Raw genomic sequence first — 22,487 nt, 5'->3', positions numbered from 1 at the left:
CCCCGGTACCACCCGCCTCACGAAATCACCGTCCGGCCGCCACAATCCCCCCACCGGCCCCGTCAGACGGCACGACTGACCGACTTGCTGTCCCGCCCGGAGGATTCATGACCCCGCCCACCGCCCATCATGATCCGTACGCGGAGCCGTACGGGGACGAGGGCGACCAGCCGCTGGTCCGTCCGTACGCGATGACCGGCGGCCGGACCCGGCCGCGCTATCAGCTGGCCATCGAGGCACTGATCAGCACCACGGCCGACCCGGCCGCGCTCATGGGGCTGCTCCCGGAGCACCAGCGCATCTGCCACCTGTGCCGCGAGGTCAAGTCGGTGGCGGAGGTGTCGGCGCTGCTGGCCATGCCGCTCGGTGTGGCCCGGATCCTCGTCGCCGACCTCGCCGAGGCCGGCCTGGTCGCCATCCACCAGCCGGGCGGCGACGAGAACAACGGTGGCGCACCTGACGTGACGCTGCTCGAAAGGGTGCTCAGTGGACTTCGCAAGCTCTGACGGGGGCCGGGCAACCACCTCCGCGAAGATCGTGGTGGCAGGTGGCTTCGGCGTGGGCAAGACCACGTTCGTGGGCGCCGTCTCCGAGATCAATCCGCTGCGCACGGAGGCCGTGATGACGTCCGCGAGCGCGGGCATCGACGACCTGACCCACACCGGGGACAAGACCACCACCACGGTGGCCATGGACTTCGGCCGTATCACCCTGGACCAGGACCTGATCCTGTACCTCTTCGGTACGCCGGGCCAGGACCGCTTCTGGTTCATGTGGGACGACCTGGTGCGCGGCGCGATCGGCGCGGTGGTCCTCGTGGACACCCGCCGGCTGGCCGACTGCTTCCCGGCGGTGGACTACTTCGAGAACTCCGGTCTGCCGTTCGTCATCGCCCTCAACGGCTTCGACGGGCAGCAGCCGTACTCGCCGGACGAGGTGCGCGAGGCGCTGCAGATCGGCCCCGACACCCCGATCATCACCACCGACGCCCGCCACCGGGCGGACGCCAAGTCGGCGCTCATCACGCTGGTGGAACACGCCCTGATGGCGCGCCTGCGGTAGTACAAGCCGGACGTGCCCTACGGCACTTGTCGTAACCCCATCGGAGCCGGCTGTGGCCTTTGACACGGTCGGCTCCGGTGTTCATAACGTTTCGGCAGAAAGTTCGGGTGGTATCGCCACGCGTCGCGGTCAAGCGGTACCGCTGCGTCCACAAAGGCCCCGTCTTTTGGCGGGGCTCGCCCTCTTTATGACCGTTTTATCTGGACCCCGGACCCCTCCGCACAGGACGTCTCCACTGTTTGGAAGTGCGCTGGTCCACGTGCTGGAATGCCTGAACTGCCCAATAGTCAAAGTCGTACCAAGAGCCGAGTGGGCTCCTGGGGAACGATCGCGAACCGGGCTCTGAGAGACTGCGGCACGACGTAGGTGCCGACCGCCGAGAGGTTGTTGGTCGAGTGAGGCGAAGCAAGAACGGTCCCGAGCCGTCGGCGCGGGGCAACTTCACCCCGCCGCCGCGCGCTGCGGCGCCCACCCCCGTGCCCGGCGGCGAGCCCACGGCCGCCCCCGCGCCGAGCGGCGGCCGTTTCTCCCCGCGCAACTGGCGGGTGCCGACCCGGCTGAACGCGATCCTGCTCATACCCGTGCTGGTCGGCCTGGTCATGGGCGGCTTCCAGGTGAAGGGTTCGATCGACACCTGGCAGGAGGCCCGCGACGCGGAGAACACCGCCCTCCTGGTCCGCGCCGCCCTCACCTACGCCGACGCCCTCGAGACCGAGCGTGACGTCACCGCGGTTCCGCTGCTGCTGGGCACGAACAAGGCGACCGTCGACGCGGCCCGCAAGAAGACGGACGCGGCCGCCGACGCCTTCGCGCAGGCGGCGCAGAACATGCCGGACAAACCGGGGCTCGAGCGCCGGCTGCGGCTGTTCCACGGCACCGAGCCCAAGCTGCAGAAGCTGCGCCAGGCCGCCTACACCACCAGCCTCACGGGCGTGAAGACCGAAGAGGGCTACGTCGACATCAGCCACCCGCTGATGGAGTTCGCCAACGAACTCGGTCTCGGCACCGGCAACATCACCTCCTACGGCCGCACCGTCTACGCCATCTCGCTGACCAAGGCCGCGCTGTCGCTGCAGCGGTCCATCGGCATGCACCTGCTGGTCAAGCCCGGTCCGGACGAACCGAACCTGGCGACCCAGCGCGTCTCCCTCTCCTCGTACGCCTACCTCGAGCGGATCGCCCTCGAGGAGTACCGCGGCGGCGGCACGGACGCCGACGAGCAGAAGCTCCTGGACGCGCAGCAGAAGATGAAGACCGACGGCGCCGCGCTGGTCGAGGAGCAGAAGGCCAAGGACCCGAAGTACGTCGCACCGCCGGCCAAGGCGACGACGATGGTCACGCTGCTGGCCACCCTGCCGGACACCGACCCGGCCACCCGGCAGGCGATCGCCGCCCGGGGCGTCACCGCCGACAACTGGTGGGCGGTGAACACGCTCAAGTACCAGGCCTATCGCCAGATCGAGTCGGACCTCGCCGACCGGGCGGTGAACGAGGCCTCGTCCATCGCCGACGACGCCAAGACCTCCGCGTTCATCACCGGTGCCGTGGTCGTCATCGCCCTGCTCGCCGCGTTCCTGCTGGCCGGGCTGGTGGCCCGGCAGATGAGCCGCTCGATGCGCCAGCTGCGCAACGCCGCCTTCGGCATCGCCGAGCAGCGCCTGCCGATGCTGGTCGACCAGCTCTCGCGGACCGATCCCGGCCGCGTCGACACCCGGGTGGCGCCCATCCCGATCTCCTCCACGGACGAGATCGGCGAGGTCGCCCGGGCCTTCGACCAGGTTCACCGCGAGGCCGTCCGGCTCGCCGCCGAGCAGGCCCTGCTGCGGGGCAACATCAACGCGATCTTCACCAACCTCTCGCGCCGCAACCAGTCGCTGATCGAGGGCCAGCTGACCCTGATCACCGACCTGGAGAACAACGAGGCCGACCCGGACCAGCTGGAGAACCTCTTCCGCCTGGACCACCTGGCGACCCGTATGCGCCGCAACGGCGAGAACCTCCTGGTCCTCGCGGGCGAGGAGCCCGGCCGCCGCTGGGACCAGCCGGTCCCGCTGGTCGACGTGCTGCGCGCCGCCTCCTCCGAGGTGGAGCAGTACGAGCGCATCGAGCTGTCCGGCGTGCCCGAGGCCGAGATCCACGGCCGCGCGGTCACCGACCTCGTGCACCTGCTGGCCGAGCTGCTGGAGAACGCCACCACGTTCTCCTCCCCGCAGACCAAGGTCCGGGTCACCGCGACCCGGCTGCCCGACGGCCGCATCATGATCGAGATCCACGACAAGGGCATCGGCCTCACCGCCGAGGACTTCGCGGACATCAACCACAAGCTGGCCAACCCGCCGACCGTGGACGCCGCGATCTCCCAGCGCATGGGCCTGTTCGTGGTCGGCCGGCTGTCCGACCGGCACGGCATCCGGGTCCAGCTGCGCCCCTCGGGCGAGCAGGCCGGCACGACCTCGCTGGTCATGCTCCCGGACGCGATCACCCACGGCGGCGGTGGCGAGCAGCCGCTGGACCGCGAGGAGTTCACCGTCTCGCAGATCATCCCGGAGCAGCAGTTCCAGGGCGAGAACTTCACACCGCTGCAGCCGATGATGACCGCGGCCGAACTCGGCTTCGACGACAGCCGGTACTCCGAGATCCCGGACGACATCCGTGAGCTGGACCCGGTCGGGCGTTCGCTGATGCGCGAGGAGCGCCGGGCGGCGCTGGAGTCCCAGAGCCAGGACGCCGACGGCGACCAGCGCCAGGAGTCCGCCGAGCATTCCGGTTACGCCGATTTCGACGGCCGGGGCGGCTACGACGGTTACGCCGGCCAAGGCGGGCACGACGCCCAGGCGGCCCAGGCCGCGCAGTCGGCCTATGAGGCGCAGCAGGCACAGCAGGCGTACCAGGAGCAGCAGCGGGCGCCGTACGAGGAGCACCAACAGCAGTCGTACGACGAGCAGTACTACGCGCCGAACGGCGGTCTGCCGCGGGACGAGAGCTTCTCCGGCGGGTACGCGGAGGGCTATGCGGAGCCGGAGCAGGAGCAGCACACGGGCTCCCACGCGGTCACCCCGGACGCGTTCGGTTCGTACCCGCAGCCGTCCTACCAGGACGACTGGCCCCAGCAGGACGGCTACCAGAACGGCTACCCGGGTCAGTACGCTCCGGAAACGGAATCGGCGCAGGCCGCTGACGCGGGTGCCCAGGACCACGTAGGCTTCGACCGTCCGGGAACGGCCGGCTCCCCCGGCCACGGACTGACCGGGGCCGGGCTGCCGCGCCGGGGTTCCGCCCCGAGCGGTTCGGGCGGCTCCGGCGGTGCGACCGGCACCGCGCCTGCGCGCCAGGAGGCGCCGGCTCCCGCCGAGGGCGGCCGCGGCGACGGCGACTGGCGTTCGGCGAACGACGAGCGCTGGCAGCAGGCCTCGCAGCTGCGCAAGCCCAAGGCAGGCGGGGTCACCGCCTCCGGCCTGCCGCGGCGGGTACCCAAGGCCAACCTGGTCGAGGGCACCGCCGAGAGCACCCCTCAGGGAGGCCCACAGGTCTCCCGCGCCCCGGAGGACGTCCGGGGCAGGCTGAGCAACCTGCGCCGGGGCGTCCAGCGCGGACGCAACGCAGGCAGTGAAACGAACGGCCAGGCCACCAGTAATCAGCACAGTGGTCCTGACAGCACCTACAACCAGGAGCGTTAGTGTGAGCCCGATGAGCCAGGCGGCACAGAACCTGAACTGGTTGATCACCAACTTCGTGGACAACACCCCGGGGGTGTCCCACACGGTGGTGGTCTCCGCCGACGGACTCCTTCTGGCGATGTCCGAAGGCTTCCCCCGCGACCGGGCCGATCAGCTCGCGGCCGTCGCCTCCGGCCTGACGTCTCTGACGGCAGGCGCCTCCCGGATCTTCGAGGGAGGCAGCGTGAATCAGACAGTTGTGGAGATGGAGCGGGGATTTCTGTTCCTGATGTCCATTTCCGACGGTTCGTCGCTCGCGGTGCTCGCGCACCCGGAAGCGGACATCGGTCTCATTGGGTACGAGATGGCCCTTCTGGTGGACCGCGCGGGCACGGTTCTTACCCCGGATCTGCGTGCGGAACTCCAGGGCAGCCTTCTCAACTAACAGTCGGACGGTGCGTTTTCGCGTCCCGTGGCCGTAAGGTTTCGGGACGCGGCTCCACACGGATGGGTGCCCGGTGCAGTCGGAGGAGGAGAAAGTGGCAACACCCCCAGGCGGTTCGTCTTCGGGCAACTGGTCGTACGGCCCTGCTCAGGGCCAGGGCGACGGTTCGGCGAACCGGTACAACTTCCCCTCCGCCCCCAGCCACCGGCAGCCGTACGCGCCCCAGGGCCCCGGCCCGTCACCGTACGACCAGCCGCCCGCGCCGCGCATCCAGCCGGTGCAGCCGCAGCGTCGTCCGGAGCCGGCGCCCGCCGGGGGCGCGAACAATCCCCTGGTGCGTCCGTACGCCATGACCGGCGGCCGCACCCGCCCGCGCTACCAGCTCGCCATCGAGGCGCTGGTGCACACCACCGCGCAGCCGCACCAGATGCAGGGCCAGTTGCCCGAGCATCAGCGGATCTGCAACCTCTGCCGAGAGATCAAGTCGGTGGCCGAGATCTCGGCGTTGCTGACCATCCCCCTCGGCGTGGCCAGGATCCTCGTCGCCGACTTGGCGGAGGCGGGCCTGGTCGCCATCCATCAGCCCGGCGGCGACGAGAACGCCGGTGGCCAGCCAGACGTGACACTGCTCGAAAGGGTGCTCAGTGGACTTCGCAAGCTCTAGCGGCGGTCCTTCCCGCTCCACCACCTCCGCGAAGATCGTGGTGGCGGGCGGCTTCGGCGTGGGCAAGACCACGTTCGTCGGCGCCGTCTCGGAGATCAACCCGCTGCGCACAGAGGCCGTCATGACGTCCGCTTCGGCAGGCATCGACGACCTCACCCACACCGGAGACAAGACGACCACCACGGTCGCCATGGACTTCGGCCGTATCACTCTGGACCAGGACCTGATCCTGTACCTCTTCGGTACGCCGGGCCAGGACCGCTTCTGGTTCATGTGGGACGACCTGGTGCGCGGCGCGATCGGCGCCATCGTGCTGGTCGACACCCGCCGGCTGGCCGACTGCTTCCCGGCGGTGGACTACTTCGAGAACTCCGGTCTGCCGTTCGTCATCGCCCTCAACGGCTTCGACGGCAACCAGCCGTACTCGCCGGACGAGGTGCGCGAGGCGCTGCAGATCGGCCCCGACACCCCGATCATCACCACCGACGCCCGCCACCGGGCGGACGCCAAGTCGGCGCTCATCACGCTGGTGGAGCACGCCCTGATGGCGCGCCTGCGCTGACGGCGCCGCCGCATCCTCCTGGTCGCTCGCGTCCGGGGTCCCGCACCGGGACCCCGGACGCGCTGCTGTTCCGGGCGGTGCTGTCCGGGGCGGGTACGGCCAGGCGGTGGTCAGTCAGCGGTGGAGGCGGCGGCGACGTACCGGTCGCGGTAGCTGTCCGGGTAGTGCGCGGTGAACTTGACCACCCACACCAGCAGCACGACGGGGATGACCCAGTTGAACCAGTCGTCGGCGGACGGCACCTCGATGGCCAGCCATCCGCTCACCGCCATGAGGGCGAACACCACTCCCCACGCGGTGGTGAGCACCCGGTTGACGTGGATGAAGACCGGCGAGTTCCAGAGACTGCGCGGTGTCGACTGGCGGGCGTACGTCGCGGTGAACGGGTCGCCCAGCAGCGAGCCCAGGGCGACGGCGGCCACCACCGCGCTGGAGATGACCTGCGCGTAGGTCTCCAGCCAGATGAGCTGGTGGCGGTCGAGGGTCAGGGCGAGCACCGTGATGACGGCGAAGAACGTGATGCCCGTCATGTCGAGGATCTTCAGGCTGCCGCGCGCGATGTCCCGCCCGGACAGCACGAGCGAGGCGATCAGCGCGGCGAGCGCCGCGTACTTCCAGGTGCTGGGGGACGCCACGACCCCGAAGATGATCCAGGGCGCGAAGGAGAGGAAGACGCTCCCGGTGGACGGCGGTCTGCGGTCCGCCTCCTGTGAGGTGTGCGCCGGCACCTGTCCCATGGGGTCTCCTCTCGCCGGCACCGGCCACGGGCGCGGTCAGGTGTCGCGGCCCTTCCCATCGTGCCGCGACGGCCCCCGGCCCGCATGCGAGGCCCGGGGGTGCGGGGGGCCGGTGCGGCTCCTACCGTGAAAGGTGCGGTCCGGCCGGTCCGGGGCCCGCGGGCGGGCGGGACGCGTGGCGGACGCGATCCGTGGCAGGCCTGCGGCTGGAGTCGCCATGACGCAGCGGTTCAACACGAACGAGCAGCTTGACTACGAGGTGCTGGTCGCCCTGGGCTCGGCCTGGCGGCAGGGCGCGGACGCGGGCGAGGTGCTGGCGGTCGCGGCCGCCACGGCCGACGCCGGCGGCGCGGCCTGGTTCGAGGCGTGGACCGCCCTCGGCCGTTCGGTGTGCGCGCGGGCCGTCGGCTGCGCCGAGTACGGCCACGAGGCGAGCGCCCGCGACGGCTTCCTGCGGGCCGCGACCTACTTCGGCACGGCGCTGGCGGCGGTCGACGCGTGCGCGGACCCGGAGGCCCGGCTGCGGGAGGTGTTCGGGGAGCACCGTGCCTGCTTCGACCGCTTCATGGCGGCCTGGCATCCGCCGGCCGAGCGGGTGGAGATCCCGTACGAGGCCGGTCCGCTGCCCGGGTACCTGGTGAGCCCGCCCGGCCGGCCGGGTCCGCTGCCGGTGCTGATCGTCAACAACGGCAGCGACGGTCCCCTCAGCACGGCCTGGACCATGCTCGGGGCGCCCGCGGTGGCCCGGGGCTACCGGGCGCTGCTGTTCGACGGGCCGGGCCAGCAGTCGATGCTGTTCGAGCGCGGGGTGCCGTTCCGCCCGGACTGGGAGAAGGTCGTCACGCCGGTGGTGGACTTCCTCCTCGGGCGCCCGGACATCGACGGCCGCCGAATCGCGCTGGCCGGGCTGAGCCAGGCGGGTTACTGGGTGCCGCGGGCGCTCGCCTTCGAGCACCGGCTCGCCGCCGCCGTGGCCGACCCCGGGGTGGTCGACGTCGCCGAGAGCTGGTGGGGCCGTCTGGGCCAGGAGCTGCGCGCCCTGTTCGACTCCGGTGACCGCGAAACCTTCGACCGGGTCGTCGGCGATGCCGTGCGGGCCGACGGGGAGCCGGCGGTGACCTGGCGGTGGCGGGCCAGGCCGTACGGCGATCGCGCGCCGTACGACCTGCTCACCGAGGTCTCCCGGTACGACGTGACGCCGGTGGTGGACCGGATCGTCACACCGCTGCTGGTCACCGACCCGGAGGGCGAGCACTTCTGGCCCGGCGCCGCGCGGCGGCTGTACGAGGCGCTGCCGGGGCCGAAGGAGCTGATCCGCTTCACCGAGGCGGAGGGGGCGCACCTGCACTGCGAGCCCCTGGGGCGGGCGCTGTTCGAGCAGCGCGTCTTCGACTGGCTGGACACCCGGCTGGCCGTCGACCTGACGGACACCTGAGCCTGACCGGCACCCGAGCGAGCCTGACCGCTGCCAGAGCCGGCATGCCGCGGCCCCGCGCTCCCCTGGGGGAGGGCGGGGCCGGTGCCGGTGGCGCGAAGGGGCTCAGTGCCAGCTGTGCGGGGCGCGGAAGCCGGGCTCGCGCTCCAGGCGGCGCCAGCCGGCCTTGGCGTGGCCACCGTGGGCACGGTGCTGCGGGGCGGCGGGGCGGGCGGCGGCGCGGGCCAGGAGGACGGCCGTGATGGCGGCGACTTCCTCGGGGCCGGCGTGCCCCTTCTCGACGCGGATGTCAGGGGTGTCCATGGGTGTCAGTCTCCATGAGAGAGGTGTCCTCGGAGGATCCGTCGGGTTACGGGGATCCGCTGGGTCACTGCGGGGGGTTGCCGTGCTTGCGGGAGGGCAGGTCGGCGTGCTTGGTGTGCAGCATCGCCAGCGACCGGATCAGTACCTCTCGGGTCTCGGCCGGGTCGATGACGTCGTCGACCAGGCCTCGCTCCGCCGCGTAGTAGGGGTGCATCAGCTCGGCCTTGTACTCCTTGACCATCTTCTGACGCATGGCCTCGGGGTCCTCGGCCTGGGCGATCTGCCGCCGGAAGATGACGTTCGCCGCGCCCTCGGCGCCCATCACGGCGATCTCGTTGGTGGGCCAGGCGTAGGTGAGGTCGGCGCCGATCGACTGGGAGTCCATGACGATGTAGGCACCTCCGTACGCCTTGCGCAGGATCAGCGAGATGCGGGGCACGGTGGCGTTGCAGTAGGCGTAGAGCAGCTTCGCGCCGTGCCGGATGATTCCGCCGTGCTCCTGGTCGACGCCGGGGAGGAACCCGGGTACGTCCAGGAACGTGACGATCGGGATATTGAAAGCGTCACACATCTGAACAAAGCGCGCAGCTTTTTCACTCGCCTCGATGTCCAGGACGCCCGCCAGCACCTGGGGCTGGTTGGCGACGATGCCGACGACCTGGCCGTCCATCCGGGCGAGGGCGCAGATGATGTTGCGCGCCCAGCGCTCGTGGATCTCCAGGTACTCGCCGTCGTCGACGATCTCCTCGATGACCTTGGTCATGTCGTAGGGGCGGTTGCCGTCGGCCGGGACCAGGTCCAGCAGGACGTCCGAGCGCCGGTCCAGCGCGTCCGAGGACTCCACGCGGGGCGGGTTCTCGCGGTTGTTCTGCGGAAGCAGCGACAGCAGGTACCGCACCTCCGCGATGCAGGTCTCCTCGTCGTCGTAGGCGAAGTGGCACACCCCGGACGTCTCCGCGTGCACGTCCGCGCCGCCGAGCCCGTTCTGGGTGATCTCCTCGCCGGTGACCGCCTTGACGACGTCGGGTCCGGTGATGAACATCTGCGAGGTCTCACGCACCATGAACACGAAGTCCGTCAGCGCCGGACTGTAGGCCGCGCCGCCCGCGCACGGGCCGAGCATCACGCTGATCTGCGGGATGACCCCGGAGGCCTTGGTGTTGCGCTGGAAGATGCCGCCGTAGCCCGCGAGGGCGGAGACGCCCTCCTGGATACGCGCGCCGGCGCCGTCGTTGAGCGAGACCAGCGGCGCACCGGCCGCGATGGCCATGTCCATGATCTTGTGGATCTTCGTGGCGTGGGCCTCGCCCAGCGCCCCGCCGAAGATCCGGAAGTCGTGCGCGTACACGAACACGGTCCGGCCCTCGACCGTGCCCCAGCCCGTGATCACACCGTCGGTGTACGGCTTCTTGGCGTCCAGGCCGAAGCCCGTCGCCCGGTGCCGCCGCAGCTGCTCCACCTCCTGGAAGGACCCGGGGTCCAGGAGCAGCTCGATCCGCTCCCGCGCCGTCAGCTTGCCCTTGGCGTGCTGCGCCTCGGTCGCCTTCTCGCTCGGGCCCGCCACAGCCGCCGCACGGATCTCGTGCAGCTCGGCGACCCGTCCGCGGGCGTCCGTCGGCTCGCCGGTCGGCTCACCCGTCGTCTCTTCCAAAACGGTCATGTAGCGACCTTACGAAGGAGACCAAGAAAAGCGAGCCGTCGACTCCGTACAGTCTCCGGACCGTTTTCCTGGTGCCACTGAACAGAACCACGACGACATGCAGCCGTTCCGACTGCTCAGAGGGCGCACGGCTTGTAGAGGTGTCACAAAGAAGCGGCCTGAGAGCCACCTCACATTGGTGGCCGGCTTGCCATCCCCGGAGTGACGCGGGACCCCCCGGACGGCGTCAGGGCCCCACCGTACCCGCACGGTGGGGCCCCGCCTGTCGCCGCGTCGTCCTGCGGGGGTCAGCAGCCGCCGCAGTTGTAGTAGAGGACGTCCCAGTGGCTGCCCTCGTCGGCGTAGATGTTGCCGGAGCCGGACTGGTACTGCGGGGCGCCGTCGCCGCGCAGGCCGATGTAGCTGAAGGTGTTCTTGATGTAGGACGTGACGCAGGTGTTCTTGCCGTAGTCCAGCTTGTAGCCGTTCCAGTGCGAGTACGTGCCCGAGGCGTGGCCCGTCTCGGTGCCGCCGGTGATGTTGAGGGCGCAGCCGGTGGCCCGCTTCAGGGTCTGGGCGCCCTGCGCGGTGGCGAGGTTGAGCTGCTCGAAGGACGTGCAGGTGGAGTTGTTGCGGTCCGAGCAGTTGCCGGACGACGACCAGGTGATGCCGACGGTGCGGAACATCCCGGTGGCGGTGGCGTGACTGATCTTGGTGACGGCGAAGGCGTCGGAGGCGGTGCCGAGGACGGCGACGCCGGGGGCGACGACGAGCGCGAGCGCGGTCAGGACGGAGCGGACCTTCAGGGTCTTCATGGGGGACCTTTCCTGCGGTGGGCCGTGCTTCCTGTGGGTCGGCTGTGCAGGCGGTGCGGGGCGTGCAGGGAGATGGTGCCCGAGTTCTACGCGCGTCCGCCAGAGGGCGGACAGCACCGTTCCGGATGATCCCGGGATCGTCCCGTGCGGGATGTTGAATGTTGAACTGAATGGGGCTACTGTCTCTCTCGTCAGGTTCGTTGAACCTTCAACAGATCACCGACCGCGACTTCGGGACCGGAGCCGCGCCCGTCCCCCCAAGGAGCACGTCATGGGCATCTTCGGCCGCAAGGACAGCACCCCCGCCGCCACCGCCACCGCCACCCCCGCCACCGTGGACCCGCAGCTGGCCGCGCTGACCGGCGACTACACGGTCGACCCCGCGCACAGCACCATCGGGTTCGTGGCCCGGCACGCCATGGTCACCAACGTCAAGGGCCACTTCTCCGACTTCACCGGCACCCTGCACCTCGACGGCGAGGACCCCACCCGGTCCACCGCCTCCCTCGACGTGCGGATGGACAGCATCGACACCGGCAACGCCGACCGCGACGGCCATCTCAAGTCCGCCGACTTCTTCCGCACGGACGAGTTCCCGGCGATGACCTTCCGCTCCACCGGCGCGGAGGCCGTGGGTGGCGACGCCTACCGCGTCACCGGCGACCTCTCGATCCTGGGCGTCACCAAGCCGCTCACCATCGACCTGGAGTTCAACGGCGCCGCGAAGGACCCGTTCGGCAACGAGCGCGTGGGCTTCGAGGGCACGGCCGAGATCCTGCGCTCGGAGTGGGGCCTGACCTGGAACGCGGCCCTGGAGACCGGCGGCGTCCTCGTCTCCGACCGGATCAGGCTCACCTTCGACATCTCGGCGATCCGCAACGCGTGAGCGGGGGCGCAGGCGGGGCGGGAGGGGCGCGGGCGCCCGGCGCTCAGAACCCCCCGCCGAAATCCCCGCCGCCGCCTCCGCCTCCGCCGAAGTCCCCTCCCCCGCCGTCCCCGAAGCCGCCGCCGTCCCCGAAGCCGCCGCCGAAGTCCCCGGGGTCGAAGTCGGCCCCCGAGACGTCGCCGCCCTGGTAGCCCCCGTCACCGAAGCCGCCGTCGCCGTAGCCGCCGCCGAAGTCCCCGTACCCGGTGCCGTAGTCGGCCGCGTACGCCGGGCCCGCCATGATGCCGCCGAGGGCCGTGCCGATGAGCAGGCCGGGCAGCACGCCGCCGCCGAAGTAGCCGCCCGCCCAGGGGCCGTAGGCGGGACCCGCGTCCCAGTAGGGGCGGCGGCCGTAGTCGGTGTCGACCTCGCGGACGGCCGGGTCGCGGCCGTCGGCGATGCGGGTGGCGTCGGCCGCGCAGACCGGCACCTCGCGAGGGGCGCCGCCGGGCGGCGTCCAGGTGGCGTCGGCGACCGAGGGGCCGTGCCGCGGGTCGAAGAAGCAGGGCGGGCGGCGCTCGGGCAGCGGGCGGCCCTCCCGGCGGGCGGCCAGCGAGGCCAGGCAGAAGCGGCCGTCCTCCAGCGCCTCGGTCACCGGCCGTACGTCCTCGGCCCTGCGGGCGGCGGCCATCCGCTGTTTCGCCGTCTCGTAGGCGTCCAGCGCGCGTGCGTAGTCGGCGCGCTGGGCGTCGTCGGCGCCCGGCTCCGACGGCTGGAAGTCCAGGCGGTCCAGTTCCTCGCCGAAGGCGGTGATGTCCTCGTCGACGACGACCCGCAGCCGCTCCAGGGCGGCCCGCTGATCCTCCTCGCGCCGCCGGCGGTTGCGGCGCACCAGCGCGTACGCGCCCGCGCCGCCCGCCACCAGGACCGCCGCGGTGGTGACCAGGGCCGTGCCGGAGAAGCCGCCGCCCGCGGAGCCGCCCCAGGACGCGGGCGCCCTGCCGCCCATGTTGGCCAGGGCGCGGTCGGTGAAGTCGGTCAGCTGGGCCGTGGCGGACTCGCCCTGCACGCTGGCGGTGAGGTTGTGCACGGCCGTGGGCGGCAGGACCGAGGCGTCGGCGCGGGCGTCGAAGCGGTCGCCGAGGCGGACGGCGTACAGGCCGGTGACGCCGGTGGCGGTGCGCAGCTTCGTGAAGAGTCCGGCGGTGGGCTGGTCCGCGGGCAGGACGGCCACGAACAGCGGCCGGTCGGCGTCCTTGATCCGTTTCGCGAGCGCCTCGGCGTCCGCCGCCGGCAGCAGGTTCGCGGCCACCGGGTCCACGTAGACCGGGCCGCGGCGCAGGGCGTCGGCGACCGTGGAGACGCCGGTGGCCGCCGCGGCGCCCGGCGCCGACGCCATGAGCAGCGCCAGCGCCAGGGCCGCCAGCAGTGCGGCAAGGCTTCGGGTCCGCAGGACCACCGGGCTCCGGGTGACGGCGTTCATACTTTCGAAACTACCCGAAACCGTCCGGAACAGGCCCTCCGGACGGTGCGGGGGCACGGACCCCGCGGGCGCCCGGACCGCGGGTGGGTCCGGGGGCCCGCCGGCCGGCGCCGGTAGGGGGTTCAGGCCGCCCGGTAGGCCTGGAGCAGCTGGTCCACCGCCTTCCCGTACCGGCCGGTCAGCAGCAGGTGGTCCGCCTCGGCGAAGGGCTTGGCGACCGCCGGCGTGATCCGCTGCCCGATCTCGGCCTGCACGAGCAGCCGCGCCCGGGTGACCAGTTCCCGTCCGGTGCGGTCCGCTCCCCTGCGCTCGGCCAGCGCGGCCGCGGCGGCCAGGGCGCGCAGCGTGGACGCGTCGCCCCGCGGTGCCCTGCCGAGCGTGGTCAGGCCCCAGCCGTAGGGGAACTGCGGGTCGTAGGCGCTGTCGCCGACGTTGATCGGCAGCTGGGCCTCGGACCTGGGCCAGGTGACCGGGAGCTGTCCGGTGAAGGGGCGCCTGCCGTACAGCACGTCCGCCACGCCGTCGCCCTCGGTGCCCGGCAGCCAGGAGGCGACCAGGGCGTCGATGTCGCCGAGGCGGTCGCCGATCAGCTGCGGACGGCCCGAGACGATCAGCACCGCGCACTTCATCGCGGCGCAGACCCTGTCCACGGCTGCCTGGTCGGCGGCGGACAGCACCAGGTCGTTGCCGTTGCCGACGTCGCCGACGCCCTCGGCGTAGGGAGTCTCGCCGACGACGACCACGCCGACGTCGTAGCCGCCGGTGGGTGCCGAGGCGTCCTTGGAGTAGGTGACGTCACCGCCCGCGTCGCGCATGCCCTCGAGGACGGTGGTGCCCTCGGTGATGTTCCCGGACGAGCCCTGCCAGGTGAGGGTCCAGCCGCCGGTCTGGTTGCCGAGGTCGTCGGCGTTGGACCCGGCGACGTACACCTTCTGGTTCTTCCTCAGCGGAAGGACGTCGCCGGTGTTCTTCAGCAGCACCTGCGACTCGGCGGCCGCCTGCCGGGCCACGGCGCGGTGGGCCGGGGAGCCGATCCGCGCGGCTCCGTCGGTGTCGGCGTACGGGTGCTCGAACAGGCCCAGCCGGAACTTCTGGGTGAGGATGCGGGAGACGGCGTCGTCGATCCGCCCGGTGCTGATCCGGCCGGCCCGCACCTCGTCGGCGAGCGTGGTGCTGAACTCCTTGTAGGAGTACGGCACCATCATCATGTCGACGCCCGCGCCGACCGACGCGCGGACCTGGGCCGGGTAGTCGCCGGGGAGCTGGTCGAGGGCGTTCCAGTCGCTGACGACGAAGCCGTCGAAGCCCAGCCGGTCCTTGAGCACCCCGGTGATCATGTCGGCGCGGGCGTGCATCTTCACCGCGCCCTTGCCGTCGCCCAGGATGTCGAGGGAGGAGTACGACGGCATGACCGAGCCGATGCCCCGGTCGACCGCCGTCCGGTACGGCGCCAGGTGGACGGCCTCCAGCTGCTCGCGGGTGACCTTGGTGACGCCCTGGTCGATGGTGTAGGTGCCGGTGGTCGAGGAGCCGTACTCGGTGCCGCCGTCGCCCACGAAGTGCTTGGCGGTGGCGAGCACCTTGTCGTCGCGGTCGAGGTCCCTGCCGTCCGCCCGGCCCTGGAGTCCCTGGATGACGGTCTCCATGGACTGCACGAGCGCCGGGTCCTCGCCGAAGGACTCGTAGGAGCGGCCCCAGCGTTCGTCGCGCGTGACGCACAGGCAGGGGGCGAAGTCCCACGGGATGCCGGTGGCGCGGACCTCGGAGGCGGTCACCGCCGCGGTGCGCTCGGCGAGCGCGGGGTCGCGGGTGGCGCCGACGCCGATGTTGTGCGGCATGATCGTGGCGCCGGCCAGGTTGTTGTGGCCGTGGACCGCGTCGACGCCGTAGATCAGCGGGATCTGGTAGCGGGTCGCCCGGGTGCGGAGCTGGAAGGCGTCGATCATCCTCGCCCAGCCCTCGGGGGTGTTGGGCGTGGGCGTGGAGCCGCCGCCGGAGAGCAGCGAGCCGAGGTCGTAGGCGGCGATGTCACCGGGGGCGGCGACCGCACCGCGCTCGGCCTGGGTCATCTGGCCGGCCTTCTCCTCCAGGGAGAGGCGCCCGACGAGGTCGGCGACGCGCTTCTTCACCGGCAGCCTGCTGTCCAGGTACGGCAGTCCGTGCGCGTCGATGACGACCTGCGGGGTCTCCGCCGGGGCCTTGGCGCCCGTCACGGTGAGCTTCAGCGGGATCGTCTCGGCGGCCTCGGCCGTCCTGTCCTCGATCGTCGCGACCCGGACGGTGCGGGTGGTGCCGGAGGCGGTGCCGGCCGGGAAGGTGAAGGTGCCGGAGACCGGGCGGTAGTCCTTGCCGGGCTCGGCGGTGCCGGTCGGCGCGGTCTCGTAGGCGACGGTCACCGGCTCCTCCAGGGGCCCGGAGCCGGTGGTGGCGACGGTGACGGCGACGCCGGCCGTGCCGCCCTCCCGGACCGGGTGGACGGCGGAGTCGGTGGTGACCGAGGCGCGCAGCGCCGGGTCCGCCGTGCCGTACAGCTCGACGCCGTCCACGGCGAAGTGGCCCTGGATGCCGACCGGCAGCGTGAGGGAGTAGCCCCACATGGCGGTCAGCCCCAGGACGTGGTCGATGCCGCCGACGGGCTGGTAGTCCGTGCGGTAGGTGAAGTCGGTGAAGGGGAGTTCGATCTGTTTCCAGCCGCTGAAGTCGTCCGTGAAGGAGGTCGTCCACAGCTCCGAGGCCTCGCCGTGGGCGCCGCCGTCCTTGATCTCGAAGGGGATCTTCTTGCCGTTGTCCTGGCCGTCCCACCAGAGACGGATGCCGCGGTGGGCGGACCAGTCGTGGGCGGGCTCGGTGGCGGCGAAGTCGTGGGTGAAGCCGCCGTAACCGCTGATGTCGTAGGTGCCGGTGAGGACCTTCTCGCCCTCGGGGGCGTCGGCGCGGGCGGTGAGCTCGAGGGAGGGCGGGTCGTCGGTGTCGCCGCCCCAGGTGAAGATGCCCTCGGCGGGCTGGGAGGCGAAGGGGACCTCGCCCTCGAAGCGGTCGACGGGGACGCTCGCGGGGTCCTCGGCACCCGAGGCGGTGGCGGCCGCGGTCACCGGGAGCAGCGCGGTCAGCAGAGCGGCGGAGACGAGCAGGGCGGTTCTTCGCATGGACCTTCCCTCGGCTCTTGATTCACTCATGACTTAGATCAGGACGTGAGTTAACTGGGGCCCCACAGCACCGTCAAGAGTTCACGTCAGAAGTGGTACGGGCTCAACAGGCGGCTTGAAGACGGCTGTTGTGCGTTCGGGAATTGAATGCGCGACCCCTTGACGCGCCCGCCGAGCCGTCATTTACTCACGGCTCGCACGCCCATCCCCCCGCTTCCCCCCGCTTCCCCCCGCATCACCGTTTCCCCGCTTCCCCGTGCCTCCCCCGCATCCCCCCACCTCCGAAGGCGGCGCACATGAGAAGACCACTGCGTACGGCCCGGCTGCTGCTGGCCGGGCTGCTCACCACCGCCGGGTTCACCACGCTCGGCATGCCCTCCGCACACGCGGCCGGCGAGCAGGTCACCGCCTGGCTCACCACCACCGACGACGCCGGCGGGCGGCACGTGGTGCGCGGGCTCCAGGCCCAGGCACCGTTCGCCTTCCAGTCCGGCGCCGGTGGCGGCGGCGAGCACATCAGTGTCGACGAGAACACCCGCTACCAGACCTTCACCGGCGGCGGCGCGTCGTTCACCGACACCGCGGCCTGGCTGATGAACAGCAGCGGGGCCCTGTCGCAGGCGACCCGGGACGCCACCATGCGCAAGCTGTTCTCGCCGACGGACGGCATCGGGCTGTCGTTCCTGCGCAACCCGATGGGCGCCTCGGACCTGGCGCGCTACGGCTACACCTACGACGACGTGCCCGCCGGGCAGAGCGACCCGTCCCTCGCCTCGTTCTCCATCGCCCACGACCTCGCCGACGTCGTCCCCCTGACCCGGCAGGCACGCCAGCTGAACCCCGCCCTGACGGTGATGGCCACGCCCTGGACGGCGCCGGCCTGGATGAAGGACAGCGGGCAGCTCAACGGCGGCTGGCTGAAGGCGGAGGACTACGGGGCCTACGCCTCGTACTTCGTCAAGTACCTCCAGACGTACCGGGACCAGGGCATCGACGTCGCCTACGTGACCGCGCAGAACGAGCCGACCTGCTGCTCCGGGTACCCCTCGATGAGCTGGAACGCGAGCGGGCTGGCGTACTTCACCAAGAGCGAGCTGCTGCCCAAGCTCCAGGCCGCCGGGCTGTCCACCAAAGTCCTGGCGCACGACTGGAACTGGGACGTCTACGACTCCTACGCCGCCCAGACGGTGGACGACGCGGCCGTGCGCAACCACCCCAACTTCGGCGGCATCGCCTGGCACGGGTACGGCGGCGACGTCGCCGAACAGACGACCGTGCACAACAGGTACCCGTCCCTCGACGCCTTCGGCACCGAGCACTCGGGCGGCACCTGGATCGCCGACCAGCAGCGCGAGGACATGCTCAACATCGTGGACTACACCCGCAACTGGGCGAAGTCGGTGACCAAGTGGTCGCTGGCGGTGGACCAGAACATGGGCCCGCACAACGGCGGTTGCGGCACCTGCACCGGCCTGATCACCGTGCACAACGGGGACGGCGCGAGCGGCAGCGTCGACTACACGGTCGAGTACTACACCATGGGGCACCTGACGAAGTTCGTACGGCCCGGGGCCCAGCGGATCGCCTCCACGGCCTCGTCCACGGTGCCGAACGTGGCCTGGCGCAACCCGGACGGCTCCAAGGCGCTGATCGCGTACAACGGCGGGACGGCCGCGAGGACGGTGACCATCGACTGGGGCTCGCAGCACGCCACGTACTCCCTGCCCGGCCGCACCTCGGCCACCTTCACCTGGTCCGGCACCCAGTCGGGCGGCGCCGCCCAGTCCGGCTCCTTCGTGGGCCTGGCGGGCAAGTGCCTCGACGTGGCGGGCGGTTCGAGCGCCAACGCCACGGCGGTGCAGCTCTACGACTGCAACGGCTCGGCGGCCCAGAAGTGGACCGTGGCGGCCGACGGGAGCGTCCAGGCGCTCGGCAAGTGCCTCGACGTGGTGTCGGGGTCGACGGCGGACGGCGCCAAGGTTCAGCTCTACGACTGCAACGGCACCCCGGCCCAGCGGTGGTCCTGGAACGCGTCCACCGGTGACCTCGTCCAGACGGCCGCGAACAAGTGCCTCGACGTCACGGACAACTCCTCGGCGAACGGTGCCCGCGCCCAGATCTGGTCGTGCACGGGCGCGGCCAACCAGAAATGGCGCCTGCAGTAGGCGGGGGCCGCTCCGGGGGCGGACGATGAGGGGAGGGCAGCCACGCGGGGCGTCCGGCACGGCCGGGCGCCCCGGCGAAGGGAGCAGACCATGAGACAGTCCCCGGCACGGACCACCACCACCGGACCTGGTGGCACGGGCCCCGGCGGCACGGGCCCCGGCGGCACCGAGGACCTGCGGCCCCAGGGCCCCGGCCGGACCCCCGCGTCGTGACCACGGCCCGGGACCTGCTGATCGTCGTCCTCGACGGCGTCGCGGACCACCCCGTCGAGCAGGGCGAGCTGTCGCTGGCCCTGGCCGGCGCCGAGCTGATCGATCTGCGCGCCGCCCAGGCGCTGGACCTGGACGGCGACCGCATCGTGCCCGGCCCGCCGTGGACCCTGCCGGACCGCCTGCTGGACGAGGCGGTGGCCGCGCTGGTCCGGCAGACGCCGTACGAGTCGGTCGAGGACTGGCTGTGGCGCCGCGGGCGGGGCCTGTACGCGTCCTATCTCGGCGCGCTGTCGGCCGACGGCGGCCTCGCCGGGGAGCGGCACCGGCTGCTGCCGGGCCGCTCCGGCCGGCCGGTGCCCGCCGACACGGCGGACCGCCGCCGGGCCGCCGAACGCTGGGCCTCCGGCGAACCCGTGCTCGCCGCCCTCGGCACCGCCCTGGGCCTGCGCGCCGAGCCGCCGCACGAGTCCGACCTGGACGACGAAGCCGTGGTGACGGTGGTCGCCGCCGTCGGGGACGCGGTGTCGGAGCTGGAGGCGGTGCGGCAGCGCCGGCGCATCGAGGACGCGGCCTTCGACAACATCTGGCGCGGCCCGTGAGGCCCCGGCGGCCGCCCGCCGCCGCTCACCGGGCCGGTTCGACGCCCGCCCGCAGCAGTCCGTAGGCGTACGCGTCCTCCAGGGCCTGCCAGGAGGCGGCGATGACGTTCTCGGCGACACCGACCGTGGACCACTCGCCGCTTCCGTCGGAGGTGGAGATCAGGACCCGGGTGGTGGACGACGTGCCGTGCTTGCCCTCCAGGATGCGGACCTTGTAGTCCACCAGCTCCAGCTTGGCGAGCTGCGGGTAGATCTTCTCCAGGGCGACGCGCAGCGCCCGGTCGAGGGCGTTGACGGGACCGTTGCCCTCGGCGGTGGCGACGATCCGCTCGCTCTTGGCCCACAGCTTCACCGTGGCCTCGTTGGCGTGGGTGCCGTCGGGGCGGTCCTCGACGATGGCCCGCCAGGACTCGACGTCGAAGTACTTCAGCGGGCCGCCCTCGACCTCGGCGCGCAGCAGCAGCTCGAAGCTGGCGTCGGCGGCCTCGTAGGTGTAGCCGCGCAGCTCGCGCTCCTTGACCCGCTCGACGACCCGGCCAACCAGCTCGCGGTCGCCGCCCAGGTCGATGCCCAGCTCCTTGCCCTTCAGCTCCACCGAGGCGCGGCCCGCCATGTCGGAGACCAGCATCCGCATGGTGTTGCCGACCAGCTCGGGGTCGATGTGCTGGTACAGGTCCGGGTCGACCTTGATGGCGGAGGCATGCAGCCCGGCCTTGTGGGCGAAGGCCGACACCCCGACGTAGGGCTGGTGGGTGGACGGGGTCAGGTTCACCACCTCGGCGATGGCGTGCGAGATGCGGGTCATCTCGCGCAGGTGCCCGTCGGGGAGGACCTTCTTGCCGTACTTCAGCTCCAGGGCCGCGACGACCGGGAAGAGGTTGGCGTTGCCGACCCGCTCGCCGTAGCCGTTGGCGGTGCACTGCACGTGGGTGGCGCCGGCGTCCACGGCGGCGAGGGTGTTGGCGACCGCGCAGCCGGTGTCGTCCTGGGCGTGGATGCCGAGCCGGGCGCCGGTGTCGGCGAGGACCGTGGCGACGACCGCGTGGACCTGGGCGGGGAGCATGCCGCCGTTGGTGTCGCAGAGGATGACCACGTCGGCGCCCGCGTCGGAGGCGGTGCGCACGACCCGCTTCGCGTACTCGGGGTCGGCCCGGTAGCCGTCGAAGAAGTGCTCGCAGTCGACGAACACCCGGCGGCCCTGCTCGCGCAGGTGGGAGACGGTGTCGCGGATCATCTCCAGGTTCTCGTCCAGCGTGGTGCGCAGCGCCAGCTCCACGTGCCGGTCGTGCGACTTGGCGACCAGGGTGATCACCGGGGCGCCGGAGTCGAGCAGGGCCTTGACCTGGGGGTCGTCCGCGGCCCGGGCGCCGGCGCGGCGGGTGGCGCCGAAGGCGACGAGCTGGGCGTGCCGGAAGCCGATCTCCTGCTGGGCGCGGGCGAAGAACTCGGTGTCGCGCGGGTTGGCACCGGGCCAGCCGCCCTCGATGAAGCCCACCCCGAAGTCGTCCAGGTGCCGGGCGATGGCCAGCTTGTCGGCGACCGTGAGGTTGATGCCCTCGCGCTGGGCGCCGTCGCGCAGGGTGGTGTCGAAGACGTGGAACGCGTCGTCCGGCTGGCTGCTTGCGGTCATGGTGTCAAGGCTCCTGTTTTGGATCTCGGTCTTACCGGAATGACCGGCTCCACCGTCCCCCGAGTATTCTCGCGCGCTGCGCCTGCCGGCTTCGGGTAGGCCGGAAAACGAAAAAACCCCTCGCGGGTGCGAGAGGTCTGCGCGCGGGTCGAGGACGACGGTGGCCACCCGCACCTGGTCGTACGTGGTGGTCACTGCGGACCGGCGCGCCTGCTGCCAATAATCGTGGCGAACGAGAGCACGGAGGCAGTCTCGCACAGCCCCGCGCCCGGCTCACCGGCCGTCTCAGGATGCGGTCGCCGCGGTGGACGGTTTCCGGCCGCCCGGCCGCGCCCCGCCCGGCCCCGTCCACCCCGTGCGGACCGGGCGGGGCCGGGCAGGGCCGGGCAGGGCCGGGGCGGTCAGCGGCCGGTGTCCCCGGCGGCGCCCAGCGCCTCGTCCAGGAACTCCCGCACGTGCCGCAGGATCTGCTCCCGGTCGGTGCCGCGCAGCCCCACCGCCACGTGGATGGAGAACCCGTCGAGCAGGGCGCGCAGCCGGGCGGCGAAACGGTCGGCGTCGACCGGCCGGAACTCGCCGCGCGAGACGCCCTCGGCGACCAGGGCGACCAGGTCGCGGTGCCAGGCCCCCTCGATGGCGGCCTGCCGGTCGCGGGCGTCGTCGGCGGCGTTCTGCGAGCGGTTCCACACCTCCAGCCAGAGCGTCCAGTGCGGATCGCGGTGGCCGTCGGGCACGTACAGGTCGACGTAGGCGTCCAGGCGGGCGCGGGCCGTGCCCGGCCGGGTCAGAAGCCGGCCGCGCTCGGCGCCCAGGCGGCCCTCGCTCCACTCCAGGGCCTGCAGCAGCAGCTCGTCCTTGGAGCGGAAGTAGTACAGCAGGTGGCCGCTGCTCATGCCGACCTCGCGGCCGAGCCCCGCCATGGTGAGTTTCTCCAGACCGCGCTCGGCGATCATGTCCATGGCGGTGGCCAGGACGTCCTCGCGGGGCGGGGCGGGCGTGCGGCGGCGGGGCGACGGGGTCGCGGTCATGCCGGGACCGTCCGGGCGGCACCGGGCGGGAGGTGGACGT

At 71.9% G+C, this 22,487-nt stretch carries 19 protein-coding genes; 11 read left to right on the top strand and 8 right to left on the bottom strand.

The window, feature by feature from the left end; translation table 11 throughout:
• Positions 1-107 precede the first annotated feature (107 nt).
• The 6 genes from ACZ6CZ_RS25435 to ACZ6CZ_RS25410 all read left to right on the top strand — a co-directional run bounded on the left by ACZ6CZ_RS25435 (position 108) and on the right by ACZ6CZ_RS25410 (position 6,389).
• A complete protein-coding gene (locus tag ACZ6CZ_RS25435; protein WP_009190816.1) occupies positions 108-506 on the top strand; it encodes a DUF742 domain-containing protein in 399 nt (132 codons plus the stop codon).
• The gene (locus tag ACZ6CZ_RS25430) at positions 487-1,062 is read left to right on the top strand and encodes a GTP-binding protein (RefSeq protein ID WP_009190815.1); all 576 of its coding nucleotides are present in this window, start codon (positions 487-489) and stop codon (positions 1,060-1,062) included. The genes ACZ6CZ_RS25435 and ACZ6CZ_RS25430 overlap by 20 nt, the downstream gene beginning before the upstream one ends.
• A 395-nt stretch (positions 1,063-1,457) precedes the next feature.
• Entirely contained in the window at positions 1,458-4,739 is a 3,282-nt protein-coding gene (locus ACZ6CZ_RS25425) for a nitrate- and nitrite sensing domain-containing protein (RefSeq protein WP_469025343.1), read from the top strand.
• A 10-nt stretch (positions 4,740-4,749) separates the two neighbouring features.
• Positions 4,750-5,163: a roadblock/LC7 domain-containing protein gene (locus ACZ6CZ_RS25420; RefSeq protein ID WP_030948713.1), complete on the top strand. Its 414-nt coding sequence runs from the start codon at positions 4,750-4,752 to the stop codon at positions 5,161-5,163.
• A gap of 94 nt (positions 5,164-5,257) precedes the next feature.
• Positions 5,258-5,827 carry a DUF742 domain-containing protein gene (locus ACZ6CZ_RS25415; RefSeq protein WP_469025340.1) on the top strand — a complete coding sequence of 190 codons (570 nt, stop codon included), beginning with the start codon at positions 5,258-5,260 and terminating at the stop codon, positions 5,825-5,827.
• Complete coding sequence (locus ACZ6CZ_RS25410) at positions 5,808-6,389, top strand: GTP-binding protein (RefSeq protein ID WP_029183992.1); 582 nt, start codon at positions 5,808-5,810, stop codon at positions 6,387-6,389. Before ACZ6CZ_RS25415 ends, ACZ6CZ_RS25410 begins: the two co-directional genes overlap by 20 nt.
• A 110-nt stretch (positions 6,390-6,499) precedes the next feature.
• On the opposite strand, the gene ACZ6CZ_RS25405 is transcribed toward ACZ6CZ_RS25410, so the two are convergent.
• Positions 6,500-7,126, bottom strand: coding sequence for a hypothetical protein (locus tag ACZ6CZ_RS25405; protein WP_469025338.1), 627 nt, complete (start codon positions 7,124-7,126; stop codon positions 6,500-6,502).
• A 217-nt stretch (positions 7,127-7,343) separates the two neighbouring features.
• On the opposite strand from ACZ6CZ_RS25405, the gene ACZ6CZ_RS25400 reads away from it, so the two are divergent.
• The gene (locus ACZ6CZ_RS25400) at positions 7,344-8,561 is read left to right on the top strand and encodes an alpha/beta hydrolase family protein (protein WP_469025336.1); all 1,218 of its coding nucleotides are present in this window, start codon (positions 7,344-7,346) and stop codon (positions 8,559-8,561) included.
• A 105-nt stretch (positions 8,562-8,666) separates the two neighbouring features.
• On the opposite strand, the gene ACZ6CZ_RS25395 is transcribed toward ACZ6CZ_RS25400, so the two are convergent.
• The 3 genes from ACZ6CZ_RS25395 to ACZ6CZ_RS25385 all read right to left on the bottom strand — a co-directional run bounded on the left by ACZ6CZ_RS25395 (position 8,667) and on the right by ACZ6CZ_RS25385 (position 11,318).
• On the bottom strand, positions 8,667-8,864 hold the full coding sequence (locus ACZ6CZ_RS25395) for an acyl-CoA carboxylase subunit epsilon (RefSeq protein ID WP_469025333.1): 198 nt from the start codon (positions 8,862-8,864) through the stop codon (positions 8,667-8,669).
• A gap of 64 nt (positions 8,865-8,928) precedes the next feature.
• Entirely contained in the window at positions 8,929-10,524 is a 1,596-nt protein-coding gene (locus tag ACZ6CZ_RS25390) for an acyl-CoA carboxylase subunit beta (RefSeq protein ID WP_469025330.1), read from the bottom strand.
• A gap of 287 nt (positions 10,525-10,811) precedes the next feature.
• Positions 10,812-11,318, bottom strand: coding sequence for a hypothetical protein (locus ACZ6CZ_RS25385; RefSeq protein WP_469025328.1), 507 nt, complete (start codon positions 11,316-11,318; stop codon positions 10,812-10,814).
• Positions 11,319-11,589: 271 nt separating this feature from the next.
• Here ACZ6CZ_RS25385 and ACZ6CZ_RS25380 point away from each other — a divergent pair, with 271 nt between their 5' ends.
• Positions 11,590-12,204 (top strand): YceI family protein, encoded by a 615-nt coding sequence (locus ACZ6CZ_RS25380; RefSeq protein WP_469025326.1) that lies wholly within the window; start codon positions 11,590-11,592, stop codon positions 12,202-12,204.
• A 43-nt stretch (positions 12,205-12,247) separates the two neighbouring features.
• On the opposite strand, the gene ACZ6CZ_RS25375 is transcribed toward ACZ6CZ_RS25380, so the two are convergent.
• Entirely contained in the window at positions 12,248-13,666 is a 1,419-nt protein-coding gene (locus ACZ6CZ_RS25375; protein WP_469025323.1) for a hypothetical protein, read from the bottom strand.
• 122 nt (positions 13,667-13,788) lie between these two features.
• A complete protein-coding gene (locus ACZ6CZ_RS25370) occupies positions 13,789-16,812 on the bottom strand; it encodes a glycoside hydrolase family 3 protein (RefSeq protein ID WP_469025321.1) in 3,024 nt (1,007 codons plus the stop codon).
• Between the two features lie 296 nt (positions 16,813-17,108).
• Between ACZ6CZ_RS25370 and ACZ6CZ_RS25365 the strand changes: the two genes are divergently transcribed.
• The 3 genes from ACZ6CZ_RS25365 to ACZ6CZ_RS25355 all read left to right on the top strand — a co-directional run bounded on the left by ACZ6CZ_RS25365 (position 17,109) and on the right by ACZ6CZ_RS25355 (position 19,789).
• The gene (locus tag ACZ6CZ_RS25365; RefSeq protein WP_469025319.1) at positions 17,109-18,977 is read left to right on the top strand and encodes a ricin-type beta-trefoil lectin domain protein; all 1,869 of its coding nucleotides are present in this window, start codon (positions 17,109-17,111) and stop codon (positions 18,975-18,977) included.
• 90 nt (positions 18,978-19,067) lie between these two features.
• Positions 19,068-19,190, top strand: coding sequence for a hypothetical protein (locus ACZ6CZ_RS25360; protein ID WP_469025316.1), 123 nt, complete (start codon positions 19,068-19,070; stop codon positions 19,188-19,190).
• Entirely contained in the window at positions 19,187-19,789 is a 603-nt protein-coding gene (locus tag ACZ6CZ_RS25355) for a GOLPH3/VPS74 family protein (protein ID WP_469025314.1), read from the top strand. Before ACZ6CZ_RS25360 ends, ACZ6CZ_RS25355 begins: the two co-directional genes overlap by 4 nt.
• A gap of 25 nt (positions 19,790-19,814) precedes the next feature.
• On the opposite strand, the gene cimA is transcribed toward ACZ6CZ_RS25355, so the two are convergent.
• Together cimA and ACZ6CZ_RS25345 are read right to left on the bottom strand one after the other, a co-directional pair.
• A complete protein-coding gene (cimA, locus tag ACZ6CZ_RS25350) occupies positions 19,815-21,419 on the bottom strand; it encodes a citramalate synthase (protein ID WP_469025311.1) in 1,605 nt (534 codons plus the stop codon).
• 401 nt (positions 21,420-21,820) lie between these two features.
• Positions 21,821-22,447 (bottom strand): TetR/AcrR family transcriptional regulator, encoded by a 627-nt coding sequence (locus tag ACZ6CZ_RS25345; protein ID WP_469025310.1) that lies wholly within the window; start codon positions 22,445-22,447, stop codon positions 21,821-21,823.
• Between the last annotated feature and the right edge of the window lie 40 nt (positions 22,448-22,487).

The sequence above is a fragment of the Streptomyces sp. NPDC041135 genome (assembly GCF_055592085.1).
Note: the sequence above shows the minus strand (reverse complement) of the source record. Positions and strands in the feature narration are given on the sequence as shown.